This is a genomic window from Pantoea pleuroti, from assembly GCF_014156615.1.
Lineage (GTDB): Bacteria > Pseudomonadota > Gammaproteobacteria > Enterobacterales > Enterobacteriaceae > Pantoea > Pantoea agglomerans.
On sequence record NZ_SBFD01000012.1, the window covers coordinates 66,577 to 89,819 of the forward strand.

18 protein-coding genes are annotated in these 23,243 nt (G+C 52.3%); 6 read left to right on the top strand and 12 right to left on the bottom strand.

What is annotated here, in order from left to right:
- Positions 1–75: 75 nt before the first annotated feature.
- Positions 76–285, bottom strand: a complete 210-nt coding sequence (locus EPG66_RS20505; RefSeq protein WP_064703104.1) for a hypothetical protein — start codon at positions 283–285, stop codon at positions 76–78.
- 482 nt (positions 286–767) lie between these two features.
- Here EPG66_RS20505 and EPG66_RS20510 point away from each other — a divergent pair, with 482 nt between their 5' ends.
- Complete coding sequence (locus tag EPG66_RS20510) at positions 768–1,679, top strand: N-acetyltransferase (RefSeq protein ID WP_083070590.1); 912 nt, start codon at positions 768–770, stop codon at positions 1,677–1,679.
- 1 nt (position 1,680) lies between these two features.
- On the opposite strand, the gene EPG66_RS20515 is transcribed toward EPG66_RS20510, so the two are convergent.
- The gene (locus tag EPG66_RS20515) at positions 1,681–1,926 is read right to left on the bottom strand and encodes a hypothetical protein (protein ID WP_031593111.1); all 246 of its coding nucleotides are present in this window, start codon (positions 1,924–1,926) and stop codon (positions 1,681–1,683) included.
- A 219-nt stretch (positions 1,927–2,145) separates the two neighbouring features.
- Between EPG66_RS20515 and EPG66_RS20520 the strand changes: the two genes are divergently transcribed.
- The 4 genes from EPG66_RS20520 (at position 2,146) to EPG66_RS20535 (ending at position 5,942) form a co-directional block, all read left to right on the top strand.
- Positions 2,146–2,679 carry an SRPBCC family protein gene (locus EPG66_RS20520; protein WP_064703105.1) on the top strand — a complete coding sequence of 178 codons (534 nt, stop codon included), beginning with the start codon at positions 2,146–2,148 and terminating at the stop codon, positions 2,677–2,679.
- Entirely contained in the window at positions 2,680–3,846 is a 1,167-nt protein-coding gene (locus tag EPG66_RS20525) for a zinc-dependent alcohol dehydrogenase (protein WP_031593109.1), read from the top strand.
- A 337-nt stretch (positions 3,847–4,183) separates the two neighbouring features.
- Complete coding sequence (locus EPG66_RS20530) at positions 4,184–4,729, top strand: chorismate mutase (RefSeq protein ID WP_031593108.1); 546 nt, start codon at positions 4,184–4,186, stop codon at positions 4,727–4,729.
- Between the two features lie 22 nt (positions 4,730–4,751).
- Positions 4,752–5,942 (top strand): cytochrome P450, encoded by a 1,191-nt coding sequence (locus EPG66_RS20535; RefSeq protein ID WP_182687955.1) that lies wholly within the window; start codon positions 4,752–4,754, stop codon positions 5,940–5,942.
- A gap of 35 nt (positions 5,943–5,977) precedes the next feature.
- Here EPG66_RS20535 and EPG66_RS20540 read toward each other — a convergent pair whose 3' ends face one another.
- The 7 genes from EPG66_RS20540 to EPG66_RS20570 form a co-directional block, all read right to left on the bottom strand.
- On the bottom strand, positions 5,978–6,982 hold the full coding sequence (locus EPG66_RS20540; protein ID WP_182687957.1) for a substrate-binding domain-containing protein: 1,005 nt from the start codon (positions 6,980–6,982) through the stop codon (positions 5,978–5,980).
- Between the two features lie 29 nt (positions 6,983–7,011).
- Positions 7,012–8,421 (bottom strand): sucrose-6-phosphate hydrolase, encoded by a 1,410-nt coding sequence (locus EPG66_RS20545; protein ID WP_182687959.1) that lies wholly within the window; start codon positions 8,419–8,421, stop codon positions 7,012–7,014.
- Positions 8,421–9,791: a sucrose-specific PTS transporter subunit IIBC gene (locus EPG66_RS20550; protein ID WP_010256928.1), complete on the bottom strand. Its 1,371-nt coding sequence runs from the start codon at positions 9,789–9,791 to the stop codon at positions 8,421–8,423. Before EPG66_RS20550 ends, EPG66_RS20545 begins: the two co-directional genes overlap by 1 nt.
- A gap of 67 nt (positions 9,792–9,858) precedes the next feature.
- A complete protein-coding gene (locus EPG66_RS20555) occupies positions 9,859–11,394 on the bottom strand; it encodes a carbohydrate porin (RefSeq protein ID WP_182687961.1) in 1,536 nt (511 codons plus the stop codon).
- A 157-nt stretch (positions 11,395–11,551) separates the two neighbouring features.
- Positions 11,552–12,478, bottom strand: coding sequence for an aminoimidazole riboside kinase (locus EPG66_RS20560; protein ID WP_069027147.1), 927 nt, complete (start codon positions 12,476–12,478; stop codon positions 11,552–11,554).
- Positions 12,479–12,697: 219 nt separating this feature from the next.
- Positions 12,698–13,669, bottom strand: a complete 972-nt coding sequence (locus EPG66_RS20565; protein ID WP_069027146.1) for a ParB family protein — start codon at positions 13,667–13,669, stop codon at positions 12,698–12,700.
- The gene (locus tag EPG66_RS20570) at positions 13,666–14,868 is read right to left on the bottom strand and encodes an AAA family ATPase (RefSeq protein ID WP_010256940.1); all 1,203 of its coding nucleotides are present in this window, start codon (positions 14,866–14,868) and stop codon (positions 13,666–13,668) included. The genes EPG66_RS20565 and EPG66_RS20570 overlap by 4 nt, the downstream gene beginning before the upstream one ends.
- 2,009 nt (positions 14,869–16,877) lie before the next feature.
- On the opposite strand from EPG66_RS20570, the gene EPG66_RS20575 reads away from it, so the two are divergent.
- A complete protein-coding gene (locus tag EPG66_RS20575) occupies positions 16,878–17,951 on the top strand; it encodes a RepB family plasmid replication initiator protein (RefSeq protein ID WP_031593098.1) in 1,074 nt (357 codons plus the stop codon).
- 1,362 nt (positions 17,952–19,313) lie between these two features.
- On the opposite strand, the gene EPG66_RS20580 is transcribed toward EPG66_RS20575, so the two are convergent.
- The 3 genes from EPG66_RS20580 to EPG66_RS20590 form a co-directional block, all read right to left on the bottom strand.
- The gene (locus EPG66_RS20580; protein WP_182687963.1) at positions 19,314–20,501 is read right to left on the bottom strand and encodes a diguanylate phosphodiesterase; all 1,188 of its coding nucleotides are present in this window, start codon (positions 20,499–20,501) and stop codon (positions 19,314–19,316) included.
- Between the two features lie 252 nt (positions 20,502–20,753).
- The gene (locus tag EPG66_RS20585) at positions 20,754–20,963 is read right to left on the bottom strand and encodes a YdgH/BhsA/McbA-like domain containing protein (protein ID WP_069027144.1); all 210 of its coding nucleotides are present in this window, start codon (positions 20,961–20,963) and stop codon (positions 20,754–20,756) included.
- A gap of 201 nt (positions 20,964–21,164) precedes the next feature.
- Entirely contained in the window at positions 21,165–22,949 is a 1,785-nt protein-coding gene (locus EPG66_RS20590; protein ID WP_182687965.1) for a sensor domain-containing diguanylate cyclase, read from the bottom strand.
- Positions 22,950–23,243 lie beyond the last annotated feature (294 nt).

Below are 23,243 nucleotides of genomic sequence, written 5' to 3' on the forward strand. Positions count from 1 at the left end.
ATATGCGTAGAACAGTTAAATAAAACCTGCATCAACAATAATTAATTGTGCATCAGCCTTATCTTTTAAGCGAATTTAACGCCAAAAGGATTTAATATAAGAGCGGCTGCTGAGCCTTTTAATAAAATGATGCGGACAGGTAAAGCGACGCCCTTCCCATTCAAGGTTAAACCACTGAAATTCATCATCTTTAATTTTTTCCAGCAGAGTCATTGCCTGCATCGGCGTCTGAAAAGCATAAGCTTTCATCACGCCCTCCTGGGTGCATAAATCAATATGAACCATGTAACCCCCGGGTGTTAAAAAGAACGGAAATTTTATAATTATTGAACAGCCTCGTTATCATAATCCATTTATCGGCTGCCGATTATCTGATTCAGTAATATTTAATTAAAAATTTCACCTCTATTACCCGTTTAAATTTTTGGGCAACCCTGCCTTATTTCATCAATTAATTTGACCATGTATACGAAATCCAGCCAGACCCGAAGAGATCGTTACCCATGTTTAATTCAGCTCAGAGGGTCGGAGCGATAAGCGATCACACAAGATGACGGACATCTGCTCATATTGTCAGCATTGAACCGTCTGGCAGGTCCGGAGCCGTCATGCAGAGGGGATCTAATGGTGCTTGCTGAGAGGTTGAGATGGTCATAAACAGAGCACATCGTTTACACTCTCATCAGCCTCATCTGCAAGCCGGCAACGGTACAGATTTATCGCGGAGAGAGGCAGGAGATCACTGACGGCGGGCAATAAGGAATCTTATGCTGGATTATATGGTGTCGCTCTACCGTACTGTTCCTGTCTCATCTGAACGTCTCAGCGACTGGCTTGCCAGCTGGCTGGCGCAGCAGCAGACACGATGCCACGATCACCATTTTTCTGCCGCCTTTCCATGGCGTGAAACCGGTCTGCCCCAGCACGCCTTTTTGCAGCGTGAACTGACGATAAATGGCCAGCGTTATCTCACCGGACCGCGCTATCTGGGTGGCGATCCTGCACAGCCCTTTATTGAGGTTGTTGCGCGTGACGGCATCATCGATTACAGGGTCGCTAGCGTCATTATGCAGGCATGGCAGCCGCTGAAACCTCTGAAGCTGCGCATCCTGTTGCCTGCGACTTATCCTGACATCGGTATAACCGATCAACTGCTTTTCCTCAGCGACCTGGCTTCACTCTCTGTTCCTGTCGACGAAGATATTTCACTGGTGACAGCCTGCCGGAAAGATTATCCCGCCTGTATCACGGCGATTAACCGCGCCTATCGTGCCAGCTGGCACACGCTGCCGCATCTGCGCGATCAGCTACTGGCAACCAGCAGGCAGGAGTTACGGGAGGATATCGCCGCGGGACATGTGTTTCTGATTATCTGGCAGGGCATAGTGGCAGGGCTGATGATTTGTGTCCCCCGGCGACTGACCTTTATTGAGGGGTTTCAGATTATGGATGAAGTGATAATGCCCGCTTATCAGGGCCGTGGACTCGCCGCGCGCGCTCAGCAGCGTTTGCAGCAGCAGCTTCATCATCAATATGGTGAGAAGGCGCTGCTCACCGGTACCATTCTGCCCGGTAATACTCCTTCACTGCGCAGCGCACAAAATGCCGGGCGACGCTGCGTGCTGAAATATCATTTTTTTACCCCTGACGATTTACGTGCGGGCCAACGGGCAATTTAAATCACCACAAAGCCAGCTCAATCAACTTATCCTGCACGCTGTAAACGCGCTGCTTAAGGCTCAGGCTCTCGTCTGCGCTGATCCATTTTGCCTCAAACGCACCATTAATTTTTTCCAGTGCGATTTTGGTGCTGCTTTTCAGACCTTCGTGCCAGTTCGCGTCTGAACGTTTTGCCGCCTGATTTTCCAGGCTCTCAACTAACGCCGCGACACTTTTACCACCGGTAGTCGCTTCAGATTCAGACATATCTACCTCTTGTTGCTGCTAAAAAACCGCCACACTCGCGAATCACATTATACCTGAACCCAGACCGGCATGGCGCTTTCCTGTGCGCACGACCCGGCATCCTTTCTGGCATCGCTGATCTTCGCGGAAGGGCACGGCTTCGCTCGCAAAATTCCGCTAGCTGTTCTTAACTCAGATTGAATGATTTTCGTTCCACTGAGAGAGCTACCGGAGGACGTTTTGACAACAACATCTCAGACAACCGCCAGTGATAATACCCTGACACTGCGGCGCTGGATTACCGTCGGTTTGCCCGCCACTGAACTTTTTGCCTTGTGGCTTGAGCCCGATACCCTGCCACGCATTATGAGCCACTTTGCCAGCGTGAAACCGGTTAATAAAAGCGATGCGCACTGGCAGATTGAAGGGCCATTAGGTAAGCACTACCGCTGGGAAACCCGCATTGTTGAAGCGCAGCCAGGCGAAATTATTGTCTGGCGCTCGCTGGAAGGTGCTGACATTCCTAACGAAGGTGAATTACGTCTGCGCCCTGCCCCGGGTGAATGGGGTACTGAACTGGCTCTGACGTTGCACTTCACCCCACCGGGTGGCGCACTGGGAAAAAAGGTGACGACGTTATTTGATCTGTTACCGAAAGAGGTGGCCAGCAAAGCGTTACATCGCTTTAAGAGTCTGGCAGAGACCGGTGAGATCCCCACGCTGCAGGGGCAGCCTGCGGGTCGTCATGCCGGACATCAGGATAAGGAGAAATAAATGCGCGCACTCTGCTGGAATGGCGTTAACGATTTAAGCGTTGAAACCGTGGCCGATCCTGGTCTGCTCAATCCTCATGATGCCATTATTCGCGTCAGGCTCACTACCACCTGCGGTTCCGATTTGCACGTCATTGATGGCCTGATTCCGGGTATGCGGGAAGGCGACATCCTGGGGCATGAATTCATGGGAGAAGTGGTGGAGGTCGGCAGCGCGGTCAACAATATCCGACGCGGTGATCGGGTGGTGGTACCCTCCTTTATCTCATGTGGTTCCTGCTGGTATTGCCAGCATCAGTTGCCCTCCTGTTGTGACAATACCCATCCGCAGTGGGAGAAAGGAGAGACGGTGCTGGGTCACGCGACCGGTGGCATATACGCTTACAGTCACGCGTTTGGTGGCTATGCAGGCTCACACGCAGAATATGTTCGCGTGCCTTTTGCGGACAATGATTGCTTCGTCGTACCTGAGGGCGTAACCGATGAGCAGGCGCTGTTCCTCTCCGATGCGACTCCCACCGGCTACATGGGCGCCGATTTCTGTAATATTCATCCGGGTGACACGGTGGTGGTCTGGGGCTGTGGCGGCGTCGGCCTGATGGCACAGCAAAGCGCATGGTTGATGGGAGCTCATCAGGTCATCGGTATCGATCGCTATCCGGAGCGACTGGCGATGGCGCGCGACTACGCCGGCAGCATCACGCTGGATTACACGGAGGTCGATATCAACGAAGCACTGCTGGAGTTAACCGGCGGACGCGGCCCGGACAGCTGCATTGATGCTGTTGGTATGGAAGCACGTGGCGAGGGATTAAGTCAGGTATACGACAAGACCAAACAGATGCTGCATCTTGAAACTGATGTGGGCGCAGCATTGCGGCAGGCGATGTATGTCTGCCGTAAAGGCGGCAACATCGCCATTCTGGGGGTGTACGGCGTCATGGATAAGTTTCCGCTAGGGCTGATGATCAATAAGAGCCTGACCATTCGTACCGCCCAGCAGCATGGGCAACGCTACATGCACCGTCTGCTTGAACATGTTGCCCGAAACGAACTGAACCCGGCTTTCATGGCGACGCATCGTTTTCCGCTGGAAGAGGCGCCGCGGGGCTATGAAATGTTTAAACATAAAGAAGATGGCTGCGTTCGTGCCGTGTTCGTTCCCTGATAACAGGTCTGTCCTGACTCCGCAAAACCCGATCCGGGCGGCTGTGCCGCCCTGCTAAACCTCAGCTTATCTTCGCAGATGATCCCATCAGACGCCGGACGCTCTTAATCGAATTATGACAGCCGGTAACGGCCTGACCGGGCTGAAATCAACCGGGCACAATGACATACCAATATGAAGCTTTCATGAATTAAAAGCGAAAAACCGGCTTTAAATTAACAACATGCCAGTATCAGGCTGGCACAGGCCTCTGTTCACATTTTGAAAACAAAATAATCACACATAGTTATTTTTTCATGCCTAAATTAGTGCCAGTTTTCATTTATGGAGCAGGCAAATGACGCACTTTGTGGCAATTTTTTTCTCTTCACTGTTTATGTGCAGTAACGTTTTTGCAGGTTCGGTTTCATCTGTTTCTCTTGGATCACTCTCTTCTGCGCTCAATGAACGGATGCAGGTGATGAAAGCGGTGGCGGGTTATAAAGCACTGCATCATTTACCTATTGAGGATCTGCCACGGGAACAGGTGGTGCTGGATAACATGCTGCAAAACGCACAACAGGCCGGGCTTGAACCCCACTCCGTGGAGCCGTTTGTTCACGCTTTGATGAACGCCAGCAAGGCGATCCAGTATCGCTATCGGGCTGACTGGCTCTCAGCACCAGACAGCGCTGTTCCTGTCAGGGATCTGACCGAGACCAGACAGCAGATACAACAGCTGGATACCCAGCTCCTGACGGCGATCAGCCAGCGCCTGATGGCTGGCGCCTTCTCGCAGGAGGACAAAGAATTTCTGATGTCACAACTCACGGCACCTCACCTCAGTGAAAGTGATAAAAACAGCCTGTTCGCTTCCCTCTCCCGCATTCAGCGCCAGCACTAACCCTCAATCAGCGGAGTATGCTATGCAGCTTCATGAACTCATGAACCCCGACTACTCTGACAATCCCTTTCCCCTTTATCGAAAACTGCATCAGCAGGGACCGCTTATCCCTGCCGGAGAGAAGATCATCATCAGCGGCAGTCACGCCGTGGTGGACGCCCTGCTGAACGATCGGCGGGTCGGTAAAAATTATATGGAAAGTGTCAGAGTTAGATTTGGTGATGATGCAGCCAGACTGCCGCTGTTTCAGGGTATCAGCAGAATGTTTCTGGTGCTGAATCCACCCGATCATAACCGGTTAAGAGGACTGGTTATGAAGGCGTTCAGCGCCCGGGAGATTAAATCCCTCCGGGAGATGGCGATGACGATAGCCAACGAACTGGTTGATGCACTGGAAGGCCGTCGTGCCTGCGATCTGGCTCAGGCATTCGCTTTTCCGCTACCGGTGCGCATTATCTGCCGGATGCTGGATGTCTCAGAATCTGATGCACCAGAACTGGGTCGCCTTACCTCTGCGCTGGTCAGGGTTTTCGATCCTCAAATCAGCCAGTCGGATTTGCTGAAAGCCGCTGAAGCTTTTGCCGTGCTGGAAAATTACTTCAGTGCCGTGATCGTCTCCCGTCGTGACAGCACCGCCAGCGATCTGGTGTCACTTTTTCTGCGCAGCGACAGTGACGGGGACCAGCTGGATCACGATGAGATCATCGCCAATGTGATACTGCTGTTTCTTGCCGGTCATGAGACAACGTCAAATATGCTGTGCAACACCATTCTGGCCCTGCATGCTCATCCGCAGGAACTTGCGAGCCTGAAACAGAATCATGCGCTGATACCCGATGCCATAGAGGAATGTCTGCGCTACGACAGTTCGGTCCAGATGCTTTACCGCACGACTCTGGAAGAGATTGAGTTGGCAGGCGAGCTCATCCCGCCCGGAACCCGCTTCTTCATTAGCCTTGGTGCAGCCAACCACGACCCGCTGGTATTTACCTCTCCGGAACGGCTGAATATCCGGCGGCATGAGGGGCGCTGTCTGGCATTCGGTGGCGGTATACATCACTGTATGGGCTACCGGCTGGCACTGGCAGAAATGGAGGTGGCGCTGGAAGTATTACTGACGCGATTGCCAGAGATGCGGCCCGTGGCCGCTGGCGTTCGCCGCAACCACAGAGCCAATCTGCGCGGCGTCACCGCCCTGCCGGTCGAATGGTAAAGCACTGCAGCTCCCTGCCCTGAAGCGCCCGGCGGTTAACCGCGCAGCCGCAGCGTGGCGGGCAGGATAAGCTGACTGTCAGCGGGATCCTCTCCAGCGATCATGGTGGTCAGCATTGAAAAGCAGGCCTGCGCCAGTGCCGGGACATTCTGCTCAACCGTGTCGATCGGAATGGAGAGTGAATCATAGAGATAGTGATCGTCGAAACTGGCAATGCGGATGTCGCTGTTCAGCAGGTTATGCTCGCTCATGTAGCGCAGTACTCCCTCCAGCAGACCGCAGGCGGCGGTGAACATCGCTTTAGGGGGGCGTCCCAGCCGGCGACAGAGCGCGGCAAACATCTCATAGCCACTGCCGGGATGGTAGTTACCCTGAATTATCCACTCCGGCCGCAGCGTCACACCCGCCCGCATCAGTCCCTCTTTGAATCCCGTCAGACGATCCTGGGTCGGGGAGAGTTCAGACTGTCCGCCAAGAAAATAGATCTCCTCCGGACAGGTGCGCGCCAGCTTTTCGACCAGCTCAGCGGTGGGCGTCACAGAGTCGGTGATGACCCAGGGCAGCCTGGTATTGTTCATGTGGCGGTCAAACAGCAGCACCGGCAGCTGTTCGCTGAGGCTGACATAGTCGCTGTCGCTCAGCATACTGGAGGCGACAATCAGCCCGTCGACCTGACGCGCCACCAGGTTATTGACCACGGCCATCTCCTGACCGGCATTTTCATCGGTGCAGGAGATCAACAGTTGCAGACCGGCCGCGCGACAGAGATTTTCCAGCGCATGGGAAAAGGCCGCAAAGCCGTGGTTGGTGATTTCCGGCACCACCAGCCCCAGCGTATGACTGCGGGCGTCATGCAGCATCCGGGCGTGGATGCTGGGCTGATAATGGTGTTCCCGGGCCAGTGTCAGAACCCGCTCACGCGTCTCCTTCGCCACCCGTAACTCTTCGCCACGGCCGTTGAGCACCAGGCTGGCAGTGGCTTTAGAAACCCCAGCCAGTCCGGCGATGTCACTGATGGTAACGCGTTTTGTTTTTCTCACGGCAAGGCATCGGTTAGTGAAACAAGGACTTATTCTACCATGCAGCGGCGTAACGACCAGTAGCGGGCCTGCAGTTCTGCGCGACCGCGCAGGGTTAGCATCGCCGGATGGTCCGGAAAATAACGGCTGCTCATCACCCCTTCCCCGTCGTTGATAAAGATCTCAACGCTGGAGTGATCACACAGGATCTGCAACCGGCGCGCAGCCCCTGTCCAGTAACGATAGGTCCATTGACCCGATACCAGGCTGCGACGGGCAAGCCGCAGTTCATTCTGCTGCCACGTCAGGATTAGCGTATCGGCGAAATTGAGTTCTATATCGCCCAGGCTCTCCAGCGCAAGCTCCAGCCGCTGCGCGGCGATTGGCGGCGCGTCATCGGCGCGGCCCTGATAGTGCTGCTCCCTCTCCCGCAGCGCCTGCAGTTCTGCAATCGGCTGCTGGCATAGCCGGCCATTGCGGGAGCTCAGCTCGCGCAGACAGGTCATCTGATGGATCCAGTGATGCGCCACGGTTGGCTGGGCCATCTCTTCACCGTCTGGCGTTCCCATCCAGCCCACCAGCAGACGCCGGCCGTCAGCGGTCAGCGTGGTTTGTGGTGCATAGAATTCAAACCCGGCATCCATTTCGTTCAGCGGGCCGTGCAGGTATGCAGCCTGCTGATAATCCAGCGAGCCACTCAGCCAGGCGCAGGCGTGACTGTTCAGGTAGCGTTTCTCTTCAGGCATAACACCCTGCGGACAGCAGATCAGATAGGTGCTGTCGCCGAGCGTGAACATATCCGGGCACTCCCACATGTAGCCAGCGGCGTCCAGCCCGCCCAGTTTGCTGCCCGCAATCTCGCCGAGGTTCTGCCACTCGCGCAGATTATCAGAACGCAAAAGCAGTACCCTGCCCTGCAGCTGGGTATTCTGCGCGGCCAGCACCATGTACCAGTAATCTTCATGACGCCACACTTTGGGATCGCGAACGTGGCCGGTGTAGCCCTCCGGCACGGCGATAACCGGACCGAGTTTGTCAAAACCGCCGGTGCTGTTCTGCTGCGCCAGACACTGCCACGCGGTGCGCGAGCCATCATCAAACTTCACATTGCCGGTGTAGATCAGCGTCAGTACACCGTTATCGTCTACCGCACTGCCCGAGTAACAACCGCTGCGGTCATACTCCTCGTCTGGCATCAGGGCGATGGGCTGATGCTGCCAGTGCAGCAGATCGGCTGAGCGCCAGTGTCCCCAGCATTTTTGCTGATGCGCGCACTCCAGCGCGTTCCACTGATAGAAGAGATGATATTCACCGTCGAAATGGATAAAGCCATTGGGATCGTTTAGCAGGCCGGTTACCGGTGCCAGATGCCAGCCAGGGTAATGGCTGTCGCTGAGCGCCTTTGGCATACCCTGCATCACCGCCTGCAGAATGGCGGCAAGACGTGTTGATGAGGCCATTATTCAGAATCCGTTTTGTATTTAAGCAGGTAAGAGATCACAAACGCAGTGGTGAACGCGATGGCGATGCCGATGACATAGTTGAGCAGAGAGCCAGCCTGGACAATCGCCATGCCCGGCAAACCGGTCAGTCCGACCGCAGTCATATAAACATGGACCGACACCACCCAGGCACCACCGAGCGCGCCGCCCACCAGACCCGCTATAAAGGGTTTCATAAAGCGCAGGTTAATACCAAAGATAGCCGCCTCGGTAATCCCCAGCAGCGCGGAAAACGCTGAAGGCAGCGAAATCGCTTTGATCTTCGCATCGCGTGTTTTAAACCATACGGCCAGACAGGCACCGCCCTGAGCCACGTTCGCCATCGCCCAGATAGGCAGCAGGAAGTTCACGCCGATGGAAGGATTGCCCAGCAGTCCGGCTTCGATAGCGTGAAAACTGTGATGGACGCCGGTAATCACAATCACCGAATAGAGTCCACCAAACACCAGTCCCGCCAGCCAGCCGGCGTGCGCAATCAGCGTACTGAGAATAAAGGAGATGCCATCCCCCAGCATACGACCCGCCGGTCCGATAATCAGCAACGCAATAAAGCCAGAGATAATCACCGTCAGGAACGGGGTCAGGATCAGATCCAGCGCATCCGGGATAACCCGGCGCAGCTGCTTTTCCAGCATGCTCATAAACCACACCGCCAGCAGCACCGGGAACACCGTGCCCTGATAGCCAATCATCGCCACTTCGATGCCGAAGAAGTTCATGGTGTGGAAACCGGCGGCGACGCCCCAGGCGTTGGTCAGCGCCGGATGAGTGAGAATGCCGCCCAGTGTCGCACCAAGAAACGGGTTACCACCAAACTCGCGGGCAGCCGTAAAGCCAATCAGGATCGGCAGGATAATAAAGGCCGCCGAGCTGCACATATCCAGCATGATATAGAGCGCATTTTCCGGATTGACCCAGCCGTAAGTTTTGACCATCCCCAGCAGGCCCATCAGCAGACCTGATGCCACAATCGCCGGAATGATCGGCACAAAGATGTTCGACAACAGGCGGGCGATGCGCTGGAAAGGGTTGAGCTTACGTGCGGCTATATCAGCGGCCTCGGATTTGCTCGATTCACTGATGCCTGCCTCGGCGATAAAGGCAGCATAGACCTTGTTCACCACGCCGGTGCCGAAGATAACCTGAAGCTGGCCCGCATTGCGAAAGCAGCCTTTAACTCCCTCAATCCGGCCAATCGCGGTGGTATCCGCTTTTTCATCATCCGCCAGCACCAGCCGCAGCCGGGTGGCACAGTGAGCAGCGCTGGCGATGTTCTCTTTACCACCCAGCAGGGGCAGCAATGCCCGCGATATTTTTACATAGTCCATACACACCTCAATCTTGTTATGTTTTTATCCATCCTGATCTCTGGCCCCGGCATCCGGGGCCGCCCGGTCAGAACCAGGTTTCCATCTGTACGCCGAAGTTCCATTCGCCACCGGCATCGAATCCTTTACTGCCGAAAGCGTCGTCACTGGCATAGTTATCCAGCCGGTGATCCCAGTTCATCCAGGTTGCAAAGAGACGAATTTCCGGACGTTTGAGGAAGTCACCGACATCACCGGCTTTCAGGGTTGGCGCAACGGTGAGTTTGGTAAAGCTGCCGCTGACCGCATTACGGTTGTTGTAGCCTTCGGGACGCAGATCCATGTACTGATAAGAGCCTTCATACTGCATCTCAAAGTTCTGGGTGATTTCCTGAATCAGCCGCAGGTTGACTGTCGCCCAGTCATAGCTGTCACCTTTGACATAACGATCGTCACTATGCTGAGCCAGTAAAGCAGGTGCAATGTGCCAGCCACCGCCCAGCGGGGTAATACCGTAACTCGCCAGACGCCAGGTGTTCGCTTCCGGCAACAGTGCGCCATCAGAACCAATCGACTTCACCTCTGCGCCCAGTCCATGACCATAGAGCAGTGCAGTTTTCGAGGTGCCCTCTGTCAGCCCATAAAAGCTGTCGTTATGCAGGCCAAGCAGCGCATGTACGCCGGTTTCTGCCGCATCGCTTTTGACTCTGAGGCCGTCGATATCCCGTCGGTCATCGTTATCTTTCGCACGCATACCGCTGACCATCAGCTGCACCGGCCCGACAAAGTTATTCAGCGACAGGATGTAGTTCTGCGCAGTGTTTTCATTGTTTTCGATGTCGCCAAAGGTACGACCATAAAGGGAAATGTTACTGCGCGCCTGATCGCTCCATTTCATGTCGTAAATACCGGCACCGGTACCGGCAAGAAACACCACATCGGAGTCGATCCAGTGAATATCAAAGTTATCGCGATCAAAACGTTTACCGGCCCAGACCGTGGCGTTATCGAATGCGCCGCTGAAGGTGGGAAGCTGCCCGAGCTCAACAAACGCCTGACGCAGGTTGAGATCGCTGCTGGCGGCTGTCCAGTCGTTGTAGGTGCGCTGTCCATCGGCCAGCATCGCTTTGAAACGGGTGGTGGTGCCGTTGTCCAGCGTCTGCTTATGTTCAAGGTTGAGCTCAACGTAGGTATCCGGCTCATTGCCAAGGCGACCAACGTGGCCGCCGGTTTCCCCGGCAGGGGTCACAGTCGGGCCACCCTGAGTTTTGGCGGCCGAGCTGTTCATCAGCAATCCTGAACGGGCATAACCGTGGAACTCGAAGCCACCTTCATCGGTTGATTTCTGTTCCAGTTTCGCGGTGCGCTGCGCGACCTCAGCGGTGGAGTTTTGGGTCTGTTGCTGCACGGCAGCCAGCTGCTGTGCCTGCTTCTCAGCCATCTGTGCCTGTTTCTCAGCGACCTGTGCGCGGGTTTCCGCTGCATTCGCTCGCTGCTCGGCTGCCTGCAGTCGCTGCTCCATGGCCGCAAGGCGTGCCTCAATGCTGCTCATACTGGAGTCGGCCCAGACTGATGTGGAAAGTAATATCGTTGAGAGACTCACTGCTAACGCGCTTTTTTTCATTTTTTATGTCCCTGAAGAGAGGCTATCACCACCGGATTTTTTGCTAAACCGGTTTAGGCGCAAATCATAGCCACGGGTAATTTCCCTGCGCAATGAAAATAGCTAAACCGGTTTAGTGATTGTGAGATAGCTCCCAAAACAGGGGGAATAATGATAATCAGTCTGGCAGGTCGTTCAGCTGGTGGAGCCGCGGAAGTGCTGTCATGGCTCCTTTAGCCGTGGTTGCCAGTGCACCGCAGCGTTGTGCGCTGGTAAGGCAGATGGCCAGCTGCGATTCATCGGCAGGCAGACCCGACTTCGCCAGCCCCCAGAGTAATCCGGCCACGAAGGCATCACCTGCGCCTGTAGTGTCGATGCTGACCACGGGTGAAGTAGCATAGTGGTATAGCTGGCCCTGATAGCAGGCGATCACCCCTTCCCTGCCCCGCGTGACCAGCAATAGTTTTATGCTGAATCGCGCCGCCAGCTTCGGCATGCTGACAGTGGATTCCTGATCCGGACAGAGAAAATCGAGTTCCTCGTCGGACAGTTTAACCACGTCCGCATGGCTCAGCACCTCGTTCACCACCGCATGCAGCAGTTGCGGATCGGGCCAGAGGTCATGACGCAGATTTAAATCGAAACTGACATGGCCGCCTGCTGCCCGGATCTGCTTCATGGCGGTCAGGGTCGCCGTGCGTGACGGTTCAGCTGATAAGGCAATAGAACAGCAATGCAGCCACTCCCCGTGCCGGAATACGGGCAGGTCTTGCGCCTCAAGAAACAGGTCAGCACTCGGCCTCACCATAAAGGTAAAGGACCGTTCGCCATGGTCATCCAGTCCGACCACTACGGTTGAAGTGCGGTGCTGGGTATCGGCAATCATGTAGCGGGTATCAACCTTCTCTTCAATGAGCGTCTGCCGCATAAACTCACCAAAGGGATCATCCCCTACTCGTCCGATAAAACCGCTGTTTCCCTGCAGACGGGCAATTCCAACGGCGACATTGGCAGGCGCCCCGCCCGGACACTGCATCAGGCGACCCGGCATTTCGGGAAGCAAATCCACCACGGCATCCCCGAGGCACCATACGCGTACAGACATAAAAAACTCCTCTGATTAATCCTGACAGCTAAACCGTTTTAGCTATAACGATAAACCGTGCTGAGTTCAAGCGTTACCCATCGGAAATGATGTGTGACTAACAGAAGTCGTGATCAGGCGAAGCGATAAGATACGGATTGCACAATCGGGAGGCCGGTGGAGGGAAGAATTAAAAAACCGGCACAGGGGCCGGTTCTGGTATCCAAAACGAAAAGAGGATTATTTTAACGTGGAGAGTATCTGTCTGATCGACGCGTCGATCTGTTCAGCAATCTCTTTTGGCAGACGGCTGAATTCATACTGCACGGTGCGCTTCTCATCATTAGTTTTACGACGCGCGTAGGTGTTAGCCGTGGTAAAGGTAGCCAGCTTTTCCGTCACCGTCTTGCTGACGGGTGCAGGTTTTTTTAACTGACGACGGGCGCTTTTAAAGCCGTTAAGAATCGCGCTCTTCTTCTCATCCGCATTGGCGCTTAGCAGGGAATCATTAGCTTTTAGCGTTTGCTTAATATCGCTTACCAGCGCGGAAGCATCAACCGCTTCCGCTTTCGCCTCTTCCCAGACATCGAGCAGCAACTGGTAATCCTGAAGTGTCAGCTCAGATACGACCGGAAAGAGTTCGATAAATTCAGCGGGTACGGCTGCGGCCTGGAACGCACGTGAGACCTTGGCGTTTGAGATGCCTTCTGCTTTAGCAATCTCTGTTTTGCTCATGCCATTTTCGTTCATCAGCATAAAGCGCAGGCCTAATTCACGCAGGTTATGCTCTTTTGCTGTCTGAATATCAGCTGCCAGCTGACGCGCATCACTGAGGCTCAGTTCATCAGCGGTGACCAGTACTTCCAGACTGGCACCGGAAAGAATACATGCGGCGCGGCGGCGCGAACCATCCATGATTTCAATCCGGTCACCGTTGACACGACCAATAGCCGGAAAAAATTGCTGCAGCGTAATGGTGCGGGTGATCTCCTGAAGCGATTCCGGCGTCAGCGTGCTCTGGTCACGTCCGTTGATTTTTGGGTCAACGCTGGTTCTGGTTTCAATATCATCATGCAGGATTAGCTGGCGCACAAAGGTGGCCTTCGCGCCCGACTTCAGCGTAAATGTGCGCGACTGGCTGCTGCTGTCGATCATGTTTGCGATAGCAGAATCACCAAACTTTCGCCCGATGCGCTGTATAGGTTTGCTCACAGGGTACTCCTGATATATTCAATGCGGTCAAACACAGCCCTTGAGAACTGCTCGGCTTCATATTTAGCTTTGCGCAGAGCGTCCGCACTTCCCGGATAAGAGGAGGGATTGGCACTGATCACCGTATCAAAGGATTCACCGCAGCGCTCAAATCCATCCAGTCGCGGCAGGCTGCAGTCCAGCATCGATTTGGTAAACACTTCCCGGGCATAGCTTTGCGAAGTCAGGTGATCGTGTTTAGAAGTCATTTTGGACATAAAGCCGATATTGGCTTTAAGCCGGGGTTCAATGCCTTCAGACTCAATACGCTCCAGCATTTCCGGCAGACGCGTCAGATACTTCATGGTGGAGTGGAAATCGACCTGTGCCGGGGGCGTCGGCGTCAGCAGAACATCACTGGCTGCAATTGCATTCAGCATGAATGAATCAAGGTGAGGTCCGGTATCAAGGAAGATGAAATCGTAGTCACCTGCCAGACGATCAATCACGTTGCGGCGCAATACTTCCGAAGGCGCAACGCCAGGCAGATGCTCAGCAACCAGCTCTTCCCAGTCGCTTGCAACAAAACCATCGTCGATAGAGGCAGGGATCACATCAACGCCTGGCATGACGGTAGGTTTAATAAATTGTTTACGAAGCTGGTCTGCATCAAGATCGTTCAGCATCGCCTGCGCTGCCGTCTCCAGAACTGAACCGACACTGTTGGTATGACTCAGGAACATCGTACTTGATGCCTGTGGATCCAGGTCTATAACCAGAATACGCAGGTCATTGTGCAGCATAGAAGGATGTGCACGCATACCGTGGGCCAGCGTGACGGTGCTGACTGTTTTCGAGACACCGCCTTTAAGGCTGACAACGAATACGACAAAGGGGCCATCGTGCCGGTCGCGATATTTCGGTACTTTACGATGCTGATAGATGTCGACTACATTCTGGATAGTCAGGGCGTATTGTGAGGTGCTGCCGGTCTGCTTTTTACCAAACTGATAACCTGCTGCTTCCATATCACCAATTGCGGCGACAACAGCATGTTTACTCAGCAATGGCATGTTGGCGACAGCATTACGTGAGAAGGTCTGGTAAAAACCGGTCTGGTTAAATTCCTGACGCTGCTGCTCAATGTGGTTACTCAGTCCGTGTAACATGGAATTGGCACGTGTGGCCATTTCCAGCACTCCACCATAATCACGCTTCATAAGCCCCTCTGCGTTAATGTTTTTTGCATACTACACAAAAAGCACATATCTGCCAATTTTTTAGAAAAATGCCAAAAACTTGGATTTTTTGTTCGTGATGGTGAGATGCAAGCAGAGTGTTATTGTAAATCCTGGAAAGTGAATCGCTCTGCTTTTTTGTGTCTTACAGGTTTGTGGAGACAGAGAACTTAAAATGGCGACAGGAAACGAATATCTTAACGACTAAGGATTCAGATCGACGTATTCCAATTCTGATAAATCATCTGCCGGTCTGCTGATTACTCGTAAACCGTTTTCATGTATTTTCAATGGTGTTTTCAGCATGAAAATTCAATAAAAGTTACTATAAATCATGTAATTACGGGTGAAATGGCCTGGTGAAAAATTTCCAGAACTAATGTACTTTCACTCAGTACTTACTACTGGCGGAGAGTTTTACTCAGAAGCTATTACAGTGTTTTTGAACCTGAAGGAGTAGGCATAACGGTAAAGTGCGCTAGTAATCGTTACTTCTATCAGTGCTAACTTATGATCACTGCTTTCAAATCTACGCCCTTTGATGCCCTGTCATTATGTAGCGGTCATAATCTGTCTCGCTGCTTGTACACATAATGTCAGGCATTTTTTCCGCATAAGACTTTTTAGTGCGGGGCTTAGTCCTGAAAAGATGAGGGTTTAATTCGCTTAACATTTTATGATGTCACGAACCAAAATAATGAAAGAGTAAGACTGCCGATTTAAGAGCAGGAGCAGGGGACAGGATTAAAGCGGCAAGGCTTACAGCAATCTTAATTAGGATAATTCACCATAATGTAACATACCGGACAGTCATAATTAACGCTCTGCTGTGCTGGATTCAGATCCGGATATTATCTCTTCATCTTCATCTCATTCTTACATGCCTGAAATTGCTTCCTTCGCACTAAGCCTGTTTATAAACTTTAGTTAGTTTCCGAACGTATTTGTTCTTCCTGTTGTTCTTTCACCGGCGACTTATTAATTTCTTCCGGGAACGTCATTTTAATTTCTCTTTTAGTATGTCTGACAGATTCTGAGCACTGACAAAACAAAGATATTGCTCTAAGTAAGCATCCCCTGGTGTTTTCATCATGAAAATAATTAATAACTCATTATTTATCAAATAGATAGGTGTTTAATGTCATGGTGAGTTCTCTGTATTTTCACTGGCCGGCTTCAGAGACCTGATTCAAACCTGGTAACCTTATAGATTTAATGGTTATAGGTGTATGCAACATTCCAGTCTTACCTGTTCTCTGCGTTAGATCGCTTTGTCCGTAAAAAATCTTCTCAACCGGGCTTCTGGTAAACCACACGTTCAGAACTGAAGGTAAGAATCACTTCTGACCGTGACTCTCAGCTAATTCTTTGTTTGATGTGTTTATCCCCGTTATCCACAGGCCAGATCCAATTGGTCGATCCTCAATAGATCAAATTGAGATCCTTAACAGATCCCTGCAGCGTCTGAAGCCTTGTGACACAAGGCCTGGAAGGGGGACAGTAACCACTGTAGCGAGAAGAATAACCACTATAATGAGTATAACAACCACTATAGCGAGAAAAGCAACCGCGCTGGCGAGTACTCAACAACCACTATAGCGAGTAAATAGCCTGAATCGGTGTGCATAACCCTGCTCCTGTGTAGATGACGGCTTTTTCCAGAGTGCTTGCGATGAAAGAGGGAGATCAAGGAAAGGGGGAGGGCGGTGGTTCGACTCTTTTTCAGTCAGTTTTCTCAGGTTATCCACTGAATAGATCCAATAACAGATCCATTTAAGATCCTTATTAAATTCCCTAAAGATCCCGGCATAGCCTCAGGCCACGGTATGACTGCGTTAAAGCCGGGTAGATAACCACTATAACGAGTAAAACAACCACTGTATCGAGAGAAATAACCACTATGGTAAGTAGATTAACCGCTGTAGTGAGTGATAGTATCCACTGTATCGAGTAACAGCGGCTCTCGCCTGTTCACATCACGGATCTTCCTAATGCCAAGAAAAGAACCAGATATCCTGAACATAGCTGATGCGTTTAGTGAAACAGATAAACGTACAGGTGAAGTTGTTACTCTTACCCCCAACAGTAACAACACCGTCCAGCCGGTAGCATTGATGCGACTCGGTTTATTTGTTCCGACGTTAAAATCCACAGCACGCAGTCAGAAAAACCAGATGAACGCCATGGATGTGACCCAGGATCTTAAACAGTTATCCCTGGTCAGGTCAGAAGGCTATGACAACATCAAGATTCTGGGTGCCCGCCTGGATATGGATAATGATTTCAAAACCTGGGTCGGGATCATTCGTGCTTTCGCTACGCATGAGTGTCTGGGAGACACGGTAACGCTCTCATTCGTTGAATTTGCCAAACTATGCGGCATACCCTCAGTGCGGCTCTCCTCGAAGCTCAGAAGCCGCCTGGACGCTTCGCTGACCCGTATTGCCTCTAACACCCTGACTTTTACCAGTAAGGGCGGAGAGAACTACACGACGCATCTGGTGCAGTCTGCGAAATACAGCATCAAGAAGGACACGGTAACGCTGCAGGCCGATCCCAAGATCTTTGAGCTGTATCAGTTCGACAGAAAGGTTCTGCTGCAGCTTAAAGCCATAAATGAGCTGGCACGCAAAGAGTCTGCTCAGGCGCTCTACACCTTCATTGAAAGCCTTCCGCCAAAGCCTGCGCCGATATCTATGGCGCGCCTGCGCGCCAGACTTAATCTGACCTCGCGCGTGATAACGCAGAATGCCACCGTCAGAAAGGCCATGGAGCAGTTGAAAGAGATCGGTTATCTCGACTATACCGAAACCCGACGTGGTTCATCAGTCTACTTCTGGGTTCATTACCGTCATCCTAAGCTGCGTCCGGCCGAACTGCCGCTCAGTAAGTCAGGCCTGATCGATGATGAGATGGATGAGTTTGACGATCTTGATATCGATTCCGACGTAATTGACGTCACCCTGCCTGAACCGGTGATTGAAGAGGATAGCAGTGAGCTGGTGATGGTCTCGCGTGAGGAAAAAGAGCTGCTGAACAAAATCAGGAAGCAGAAGAAGCAATGACACGCTTTCTGCAAACATATACTCCGCTTTCAACCTCTTATCGGGAACGCCGGGCTGAAAGGCAATAACCACTGTAGCGAGTAACGTTACTCACTATAGTGGTTGCCAGCCCGTCAGCAACATACGTAACGCCTGTCTGAACAGGGTTAATCGCGCTATTACTCACTCCCCATCGGCAGGGACTGAATTGAGCCCGGTGCTGTGTTTACTCTCTATAGTGGTTATTCTCTCCCGGAAGAGCGGTCTCAAAGAGCGTAACAGCCAGAATGATCCCATCTTTACTCGCTATAGTGGTTACCCACCTGATCACGGCACATAATGCATGCCAGACATGAAGTATTCACGCAGGCTGTGCAGTGAAATTGGTGTTATTACTCTACTCGCTATAGTGGTTATCTCCTCCGTTACTGCGCTTTTTCTGCTCCCCTTCGTGCAATAAGGGTGAGTAAACTACACGCTACAGTGGTTATCAGGTTGTTTTATCGCTAAAGCGGTCAGTTAATGATCAGATATTGACGCTGAGGAATGAGATATTCTCGCTACAGTGGTTGTTAATTGGGAGCAGAAATGGGGAGCTTACTCGCTATAGTGGTTGTTATTGTCACTGGCCTATGCCCGATATAGTGATTATCTTAAATATAGTAAGCACTCACTATCAACCTATATATTGTCAGTAAAAGACTTTCTGTTAAATTGCCAAATGCCCACACCTATAGATGGTTACTCGCCACAGCCGTTAAACAGTGTGGCGTGCTTCAGGTTTTTGCAGCCACAGAGCTCAATTTTCTTCTCAAAGTGTTTCTGCCAGCCGTATGCAGGGCAGATTTTGCAATCAAGGGTCAAAATCCATTGTTGAGAGAGAGATCGGTTTTTTACTCGCTATAGTGGTTATGACTGAATGAAACCGTACCTGGCGTACCTGAAACAAAGGGTAATGCGCCTTCGCGCTGCAATTCAGAAGGACGGATGACGATTTACTTGCTCTGCTTACTCGCTACAGTGGTTTCCGAATCCTGAATATCGTTACTTTACTCGCTACAGTGGATAGGTGATGAAGTTTGATCCTAAAAATGGATCCGCAGCCACTGATTTGCTCAGTGGAAGAGTTAAACAGGTAACTTTACTCGCTACAGTGGTTACCCAATAGAGCTAAGCCAGAATGAGTGCAGAGGTTAAGGTATGACCGGAACCTGCAGTAAGGTGCTGCTGTTATTGCTGTCGCAAGAACGGGTCCGATGGGGGCGCGGGGGAGGGGAGATGTTTAATGGGACCGCTGCGGCTCTGATACTGCCGCGCAGGGCATCGGTGAAGAAAGCGGCCTCGCAATGACGTACCGCTTTATCACCATCGGGACAGAGAGTGTTACATCGCCTCACGGTATTCCGGCCAGGCAACGGATTGTGCTTCATAGCGCCCCGCGGCTGCGAACAGCGTGCCCTGGAAGTTGATCACGCCTGCAGCCTCCAGCCACATCCACTCTTCTGCCTGTACGATCCCTGCCGCGATGACGGTAATTTCGAGTGCTGAACAGCATTTAATAATCGCCTGAACCACCGCCTGCTTTGGCCCACTGCGATGAACGTCGCGGGTGATACCGGCATCAATACGAATGCGGTCGGGCTGAATGTGAGTCAGCAAGGACAATCCCGCGGAGCCGTCACCAAAATTGTCGATCGACAGACTGATTCCGACTGCTTTTAGCGCGCGTACGGCATCAGAGAACGCTTCCAGCTGCGAGATCACTGCGGTTTCACTTACGCCAACTACAACCTGCTCAGGAACCAGTCCCGCCTGCTGAATAGCGGTCACAATATGATCGACGGCATCGGGTATCACCACCAGCGTCATAGGCAGCAGGCTGACGTACAGTGTCATACCGTCCGGGCAGACCAGGCCAGCGTGGGCAAACGTCTTTTTCACGGTTTCCAGATCGTTAACATAAAGCTGATCGCCTGAGGTTTCATCGGCGGGAGCAGGCCGCAGGGTGGTCGCTTCAATCGCTGTAACCTGACGAGCGAGGGGATCCACCACCGGGCGAAAGCTGACGCCTTCTGTCTCCGGACGGGAATCCGGCACATCATTGTGCTCAGAAATAAACTCCCAGTAACCCGGCGGGAGGACCTCGTAGTAGTTCTCTTTCTCGCGAGACTCTACAAACGTGCGCAGGAATTGCAGTGCCCGATCATCATAGGTGAGGCGATATTTGGACGTCCCTTTATCCAGCACTGCCTGCAGGAGCGACGAGCGATCGTGTTCATGCAGGTCAAAGAGAGCCATGCCCGCATTACCAAATCGGCGGTAAGGCGCATAGTCGCGCATCAGCTCCACCACATTGTGGTGCCGTCGATCTGCACAAATTCTCTGATAGACTGCCTGAATGCCTGCTTCCGGACCCTCAAGTAATTGAAAAAAATGGGTGCCGTTAAATAATAAGATGCCGGTCACGTCGTGAGCCGAATTTATTTTGCTGGCGTTGTCGACCATCGCGGGCAGAGTTCTGATGGGAAAGTCATCTGAAATATGGCTGCGGTATATTATGGTAGTCAGCATGTGCAGCTCCGTTTTATAAGATTGTTGCGCACACGCTAGCATTGTTCAAAAAATGTTTCATCTCTACTTATTCACTGTCGCACAGACTGCACCACGGCAGGTGGCAGTAAGCGAAGCGGCAAATTACGGAGCACGGTTTCAACAATCGTAATGGGATCAGAGATGCTGAACCTGAGCAGACGAACTTATGCTTTCTGCATAATAAAAAAAGGCCGCCGTAATGGCAGCCTCATCGTATTGAAGGGGTAAATGTTATTTGATCAGTTCAGCGGAGACATAAGCACGATTATCAACGCGTGCGCCGGTAATTTTATAGGATGCACCTGCATCTTTGGCCTGTGCCGCGACCTTCGCTTCAGCAGCATCCAGGGTAGAAGCGGTAGCGGTAATAGTCTGGGCAAAACTACCGAATGAAATCAGAGAGAATACAGCAACAGCAACGAAAGTTTTGATGGATTTCATGGTCAATTCCTTAGCGTATTTCAGTCAGGGAGAGGCGTTTTGCCTCGATGTAATGAATGATAGGCGCGATCTCGCCAGACTGATACAGCTAACTTTTGCTGATATTTATCAAATATTTTGAATAATAATCATAGGGGGATATCAGAGCTTGATCTGCTCGCTGAAAACGCAATCTGATATCAGATTGCGCCTGCTCCATTTTTAATGACACTCGCCACGCAGCTTCCAGTGCAGCCAGTGATCCAATGCTTCTTCGTTCAACGGTTTCGAATAGAAATAGCCCTGAGCCTGATCGCAGCCATATTCGGTCAGGGATGTTACTGTATCCGGACACTCAACCCCTTCTGCCACCACGGTATAGTCCAGCTCTTTAAGCATGGCGATGATGCTGCGTGCAATGATGCGTGAAGCCGTGTCAGAGGAAAGCTCACTGATCAGGGAACGATCCAGCTTAATCACATCAAGCGGCATGCGACGCAGATAACTGATATTGCTGTAGCCGGAACCGAAATCATCGAGTGAAATAGTGAATCCTCGTGCCCTGAGCATCTCCAGCCCGCGCAGGGCGGTCGGGCTTTCAAGGATACGTTCGGTTTCCAGACATTCGATTCCCAGCAGAGAGGTCGGGAGCTTAGATTTGACCATCTTACTTTCCAGCGCTGAAGCGAACCCCTCGCGCGCAAAGTCACGTACGCTGACGTTTATCGTTAGCGGCAGCTGGATGCAGTTATTCCTCAGCCGGCTGAGGCGCTCAACCGCCCGATCAATAATCCAGGCAGTCAGTACAGAGAGCAGATCGGTCTGCTCAGCCAACGGGATAAAGGCAGCAGGAGAAAGTTCGCCCCGGCTGGGATGTTGCCAACGGATAAGCGCTTCCAGACCCACGGGTTTACCAGTTTGCAGGCAAATTTTCGGCTGATAGACCATATATAGCCCGGTGTTCTCGCGTAACGCCGTTTTAAGATCGGTCATCAGCAGGAAATCTTCTGAACGCTGCGTTTCGGCCTCAGCGTCAAAGCGCTGAGAGGGCAGCCCACGGCCGACCGCTTCATGCAGCGCACTGACCGCACGGCCTAATATTTCAGACGCTGGCATGCTGCCAGCGACAAAGTCAGCCTCACCGGTATGGGGAGTCAGCGCGACCGACAGACCTTCATCCATATCCGCACTGATGCCTTCCAGACGACCGGCTACCCAGGCTGCACTGAGTCGGCTATCCGCACGGGTCAGGATAGCAAAGCGGCCGGTGGCCACCGTATAGATCATCTCCCCAACCGCCGGGCGCAGACGCAGCGGCAGCAGAGTGGCCATATCTTTCAGCAGGCTCTCAACCGGGCTCATTCCCATGGTGCGGGCCAGTTCATAAGCACGCGACATATCAATGCAATCAATCAGGACCAGACGGCGTGGCGTGGTATCGCCGGCAACGGCAAGATATTGCAAATCACGTATCAGGCGCTGACGGTTAGGCAGTCCGGTCACCGGATCGGTAAAACCCGCCGAGTGCCAGGCTTCAAGAAAGGACATTACCAGCGTAGAGAGCAGCGTTAATGTCGTCACCTGGTCACTGGGAAACGCATGTGGCTCGGTGTCGGTCACACATAGTGTGCCCAGAATAATGCCATCTCGTGTTTTCAGTGGCACACCGACATAAAAGCGGATAAAGGGTGCGCCAGTGATCAGGGGATGCGTGACAAAACGCGCATCGTAATAAGTATCAGGGACGATTACCGCACTGTCGCTATCAACCACGTGGCGACAAAGTGAATCCGCACGCTTTGAGCGTTGCAGATCAAAATTGTGTGATGCCCGAACGGTCTGGAACTCGTCATCCAGCACCGATATAAAGCTGCCCGGGATACCCAGGGCCTGACTGACTAACCGGACAAATTTCCGGAGAACTTCATCGCGGCTTTCATCAGGGTCGCGCAACGCCTGTAAGGCGCGGCTGCGGCGCTCATTGTCGCCGTTTAAATTGTTTAACATGTGTGTAGAACCCCCGCACCGGCTGATTACGGAGCGAAAAAAGAAAACTGTCCGGAGCGAAATGTGATTCGGGCGGCAGGAAATATGGCGTGATTTTTATTTTCACCCGGATGATAAGGGACTATGCAGCGGGTGTCTCTTAATATTTTCTTTAACGCATTAAAGGGGTTGTTACGATTCGAAAATTTAATCGAAGATGCGCCTGATTATTTACATTTGTTCATTTTATATAGCCAGGAGAGGGTTTTTACGGTTGTTAATGTTTATTTTCCGTCAGGAGATGAATAAGCATTC

Excerpts from the sequence above, each read along its gene's own strand:
- EPG66_RS20505 (WP_064703104.1), bottom strand. The coding sequence starts at position 285 with ATGGTTCATATTGATTTATGCACCCAGGAGGGCGTGATGAAAGCTTAT.
- EPG66_RS20555 (WP_182687961.1), bottom strand. The coding sequence starts at position 11,394 with ATGAAAAAAAGCGCGTTAGCAGTGAGTCTCTCAACGATATTACTTTCC.
- EPG66_RS20580 (WP_182687963.1), bottom strand. The coding sequence starts at position 20,501 with ATGCTGACTACCATAATATACCGCAGCCATATTTCAGATGACTTTCCC.
- EPG66_RS20560 (WP_069027147.1), bottom strand. The coding sequence starts at position 12,478 with ATGTCTGTACGCGTATGGTGCCTCGGGGATGCCGTGGTGGATTTGCTT.
- EPG66_RS20525 (WP_031593109.1), top strand. The coding sequence starts at position 2,680 with ATGCGCGCACTCTGCTGGAATGGCGTTAACGATTTAAGCGTTGAAACC.
- EPG66_RS20515 (WP_031593111.1), bottom strand. The coding sequence starts at position 1,926 with ATGTCTGAATCTGAAGCGACTACCGGTGGTAAAAGTGTCGCGGCGTTA.
- EPG66_RS20530 (WP_031593108.1), top strand. The coding sequence starts at position 4,184 with ATGACGCACTTTGTGGCAATTTTTTTCTCTTCACTGTTTATGTGCAGT.
- EPG66_RS20545 (WP_182687959.1), bottom strand. The coding sequence starts at position 8,421 with ATGGCCTCATCAACACGTCTTGCCGCCATTCTGCAGGCGGTGATGCAG.
- EPG66_RS20575 (WP_031593098.1), top strand. The coding sequence starts at position 16,878 with ATGCCAAGAAAAGAACCAGATATCCTGAACATAGCTGATGCGTTTAGT.
- EPG66_RS20510 (WP_083070590.1), top strand. The coding sequence starts at position 768 with ATGCTGGATTATATGGTGTCGCTCTACCGTACTGTTCCTGTCTCATCT.
- EPG66_RS20585 (WP_069027144.1), bottom strand. The coding sequence starts at position 20,963 with ATGAAATCCATCAAAACTTTCGTTGCTGTTGCTGTATTCTCTCTGATT.
- EPG66_RS20590 (WP_182687965.1), bottom strand. The coding sequence starts at position 22,949 with ATGTTAAACAATTTAAACGGCGACAATGAGCGCCGCAGCCGCGCCTTA.
- EPG66_RS20570 (WP_010256940.1), bottom strand. The coding sequence starts at position 14,868 with ATGAAGCGTGATTATGGTGGAGTGCTGGAAATGGCCACACGTGCCAAT.
- EPG66_RS20535 (WP_182687955.1), top strand. The coding sequence starts at position 4,752 with ATGCAGCTTCATGAACTCATGAACCCCGACTACTCTGACAATCCCTTT.
- EPG66_RS20550 (WP_010256928.1), bottom strand. The coding sequence starts at position 9,791 with ATGGACTATGTAAAAATATCGCGGGCATTGCTGCCCCTGCTGGGTGGT.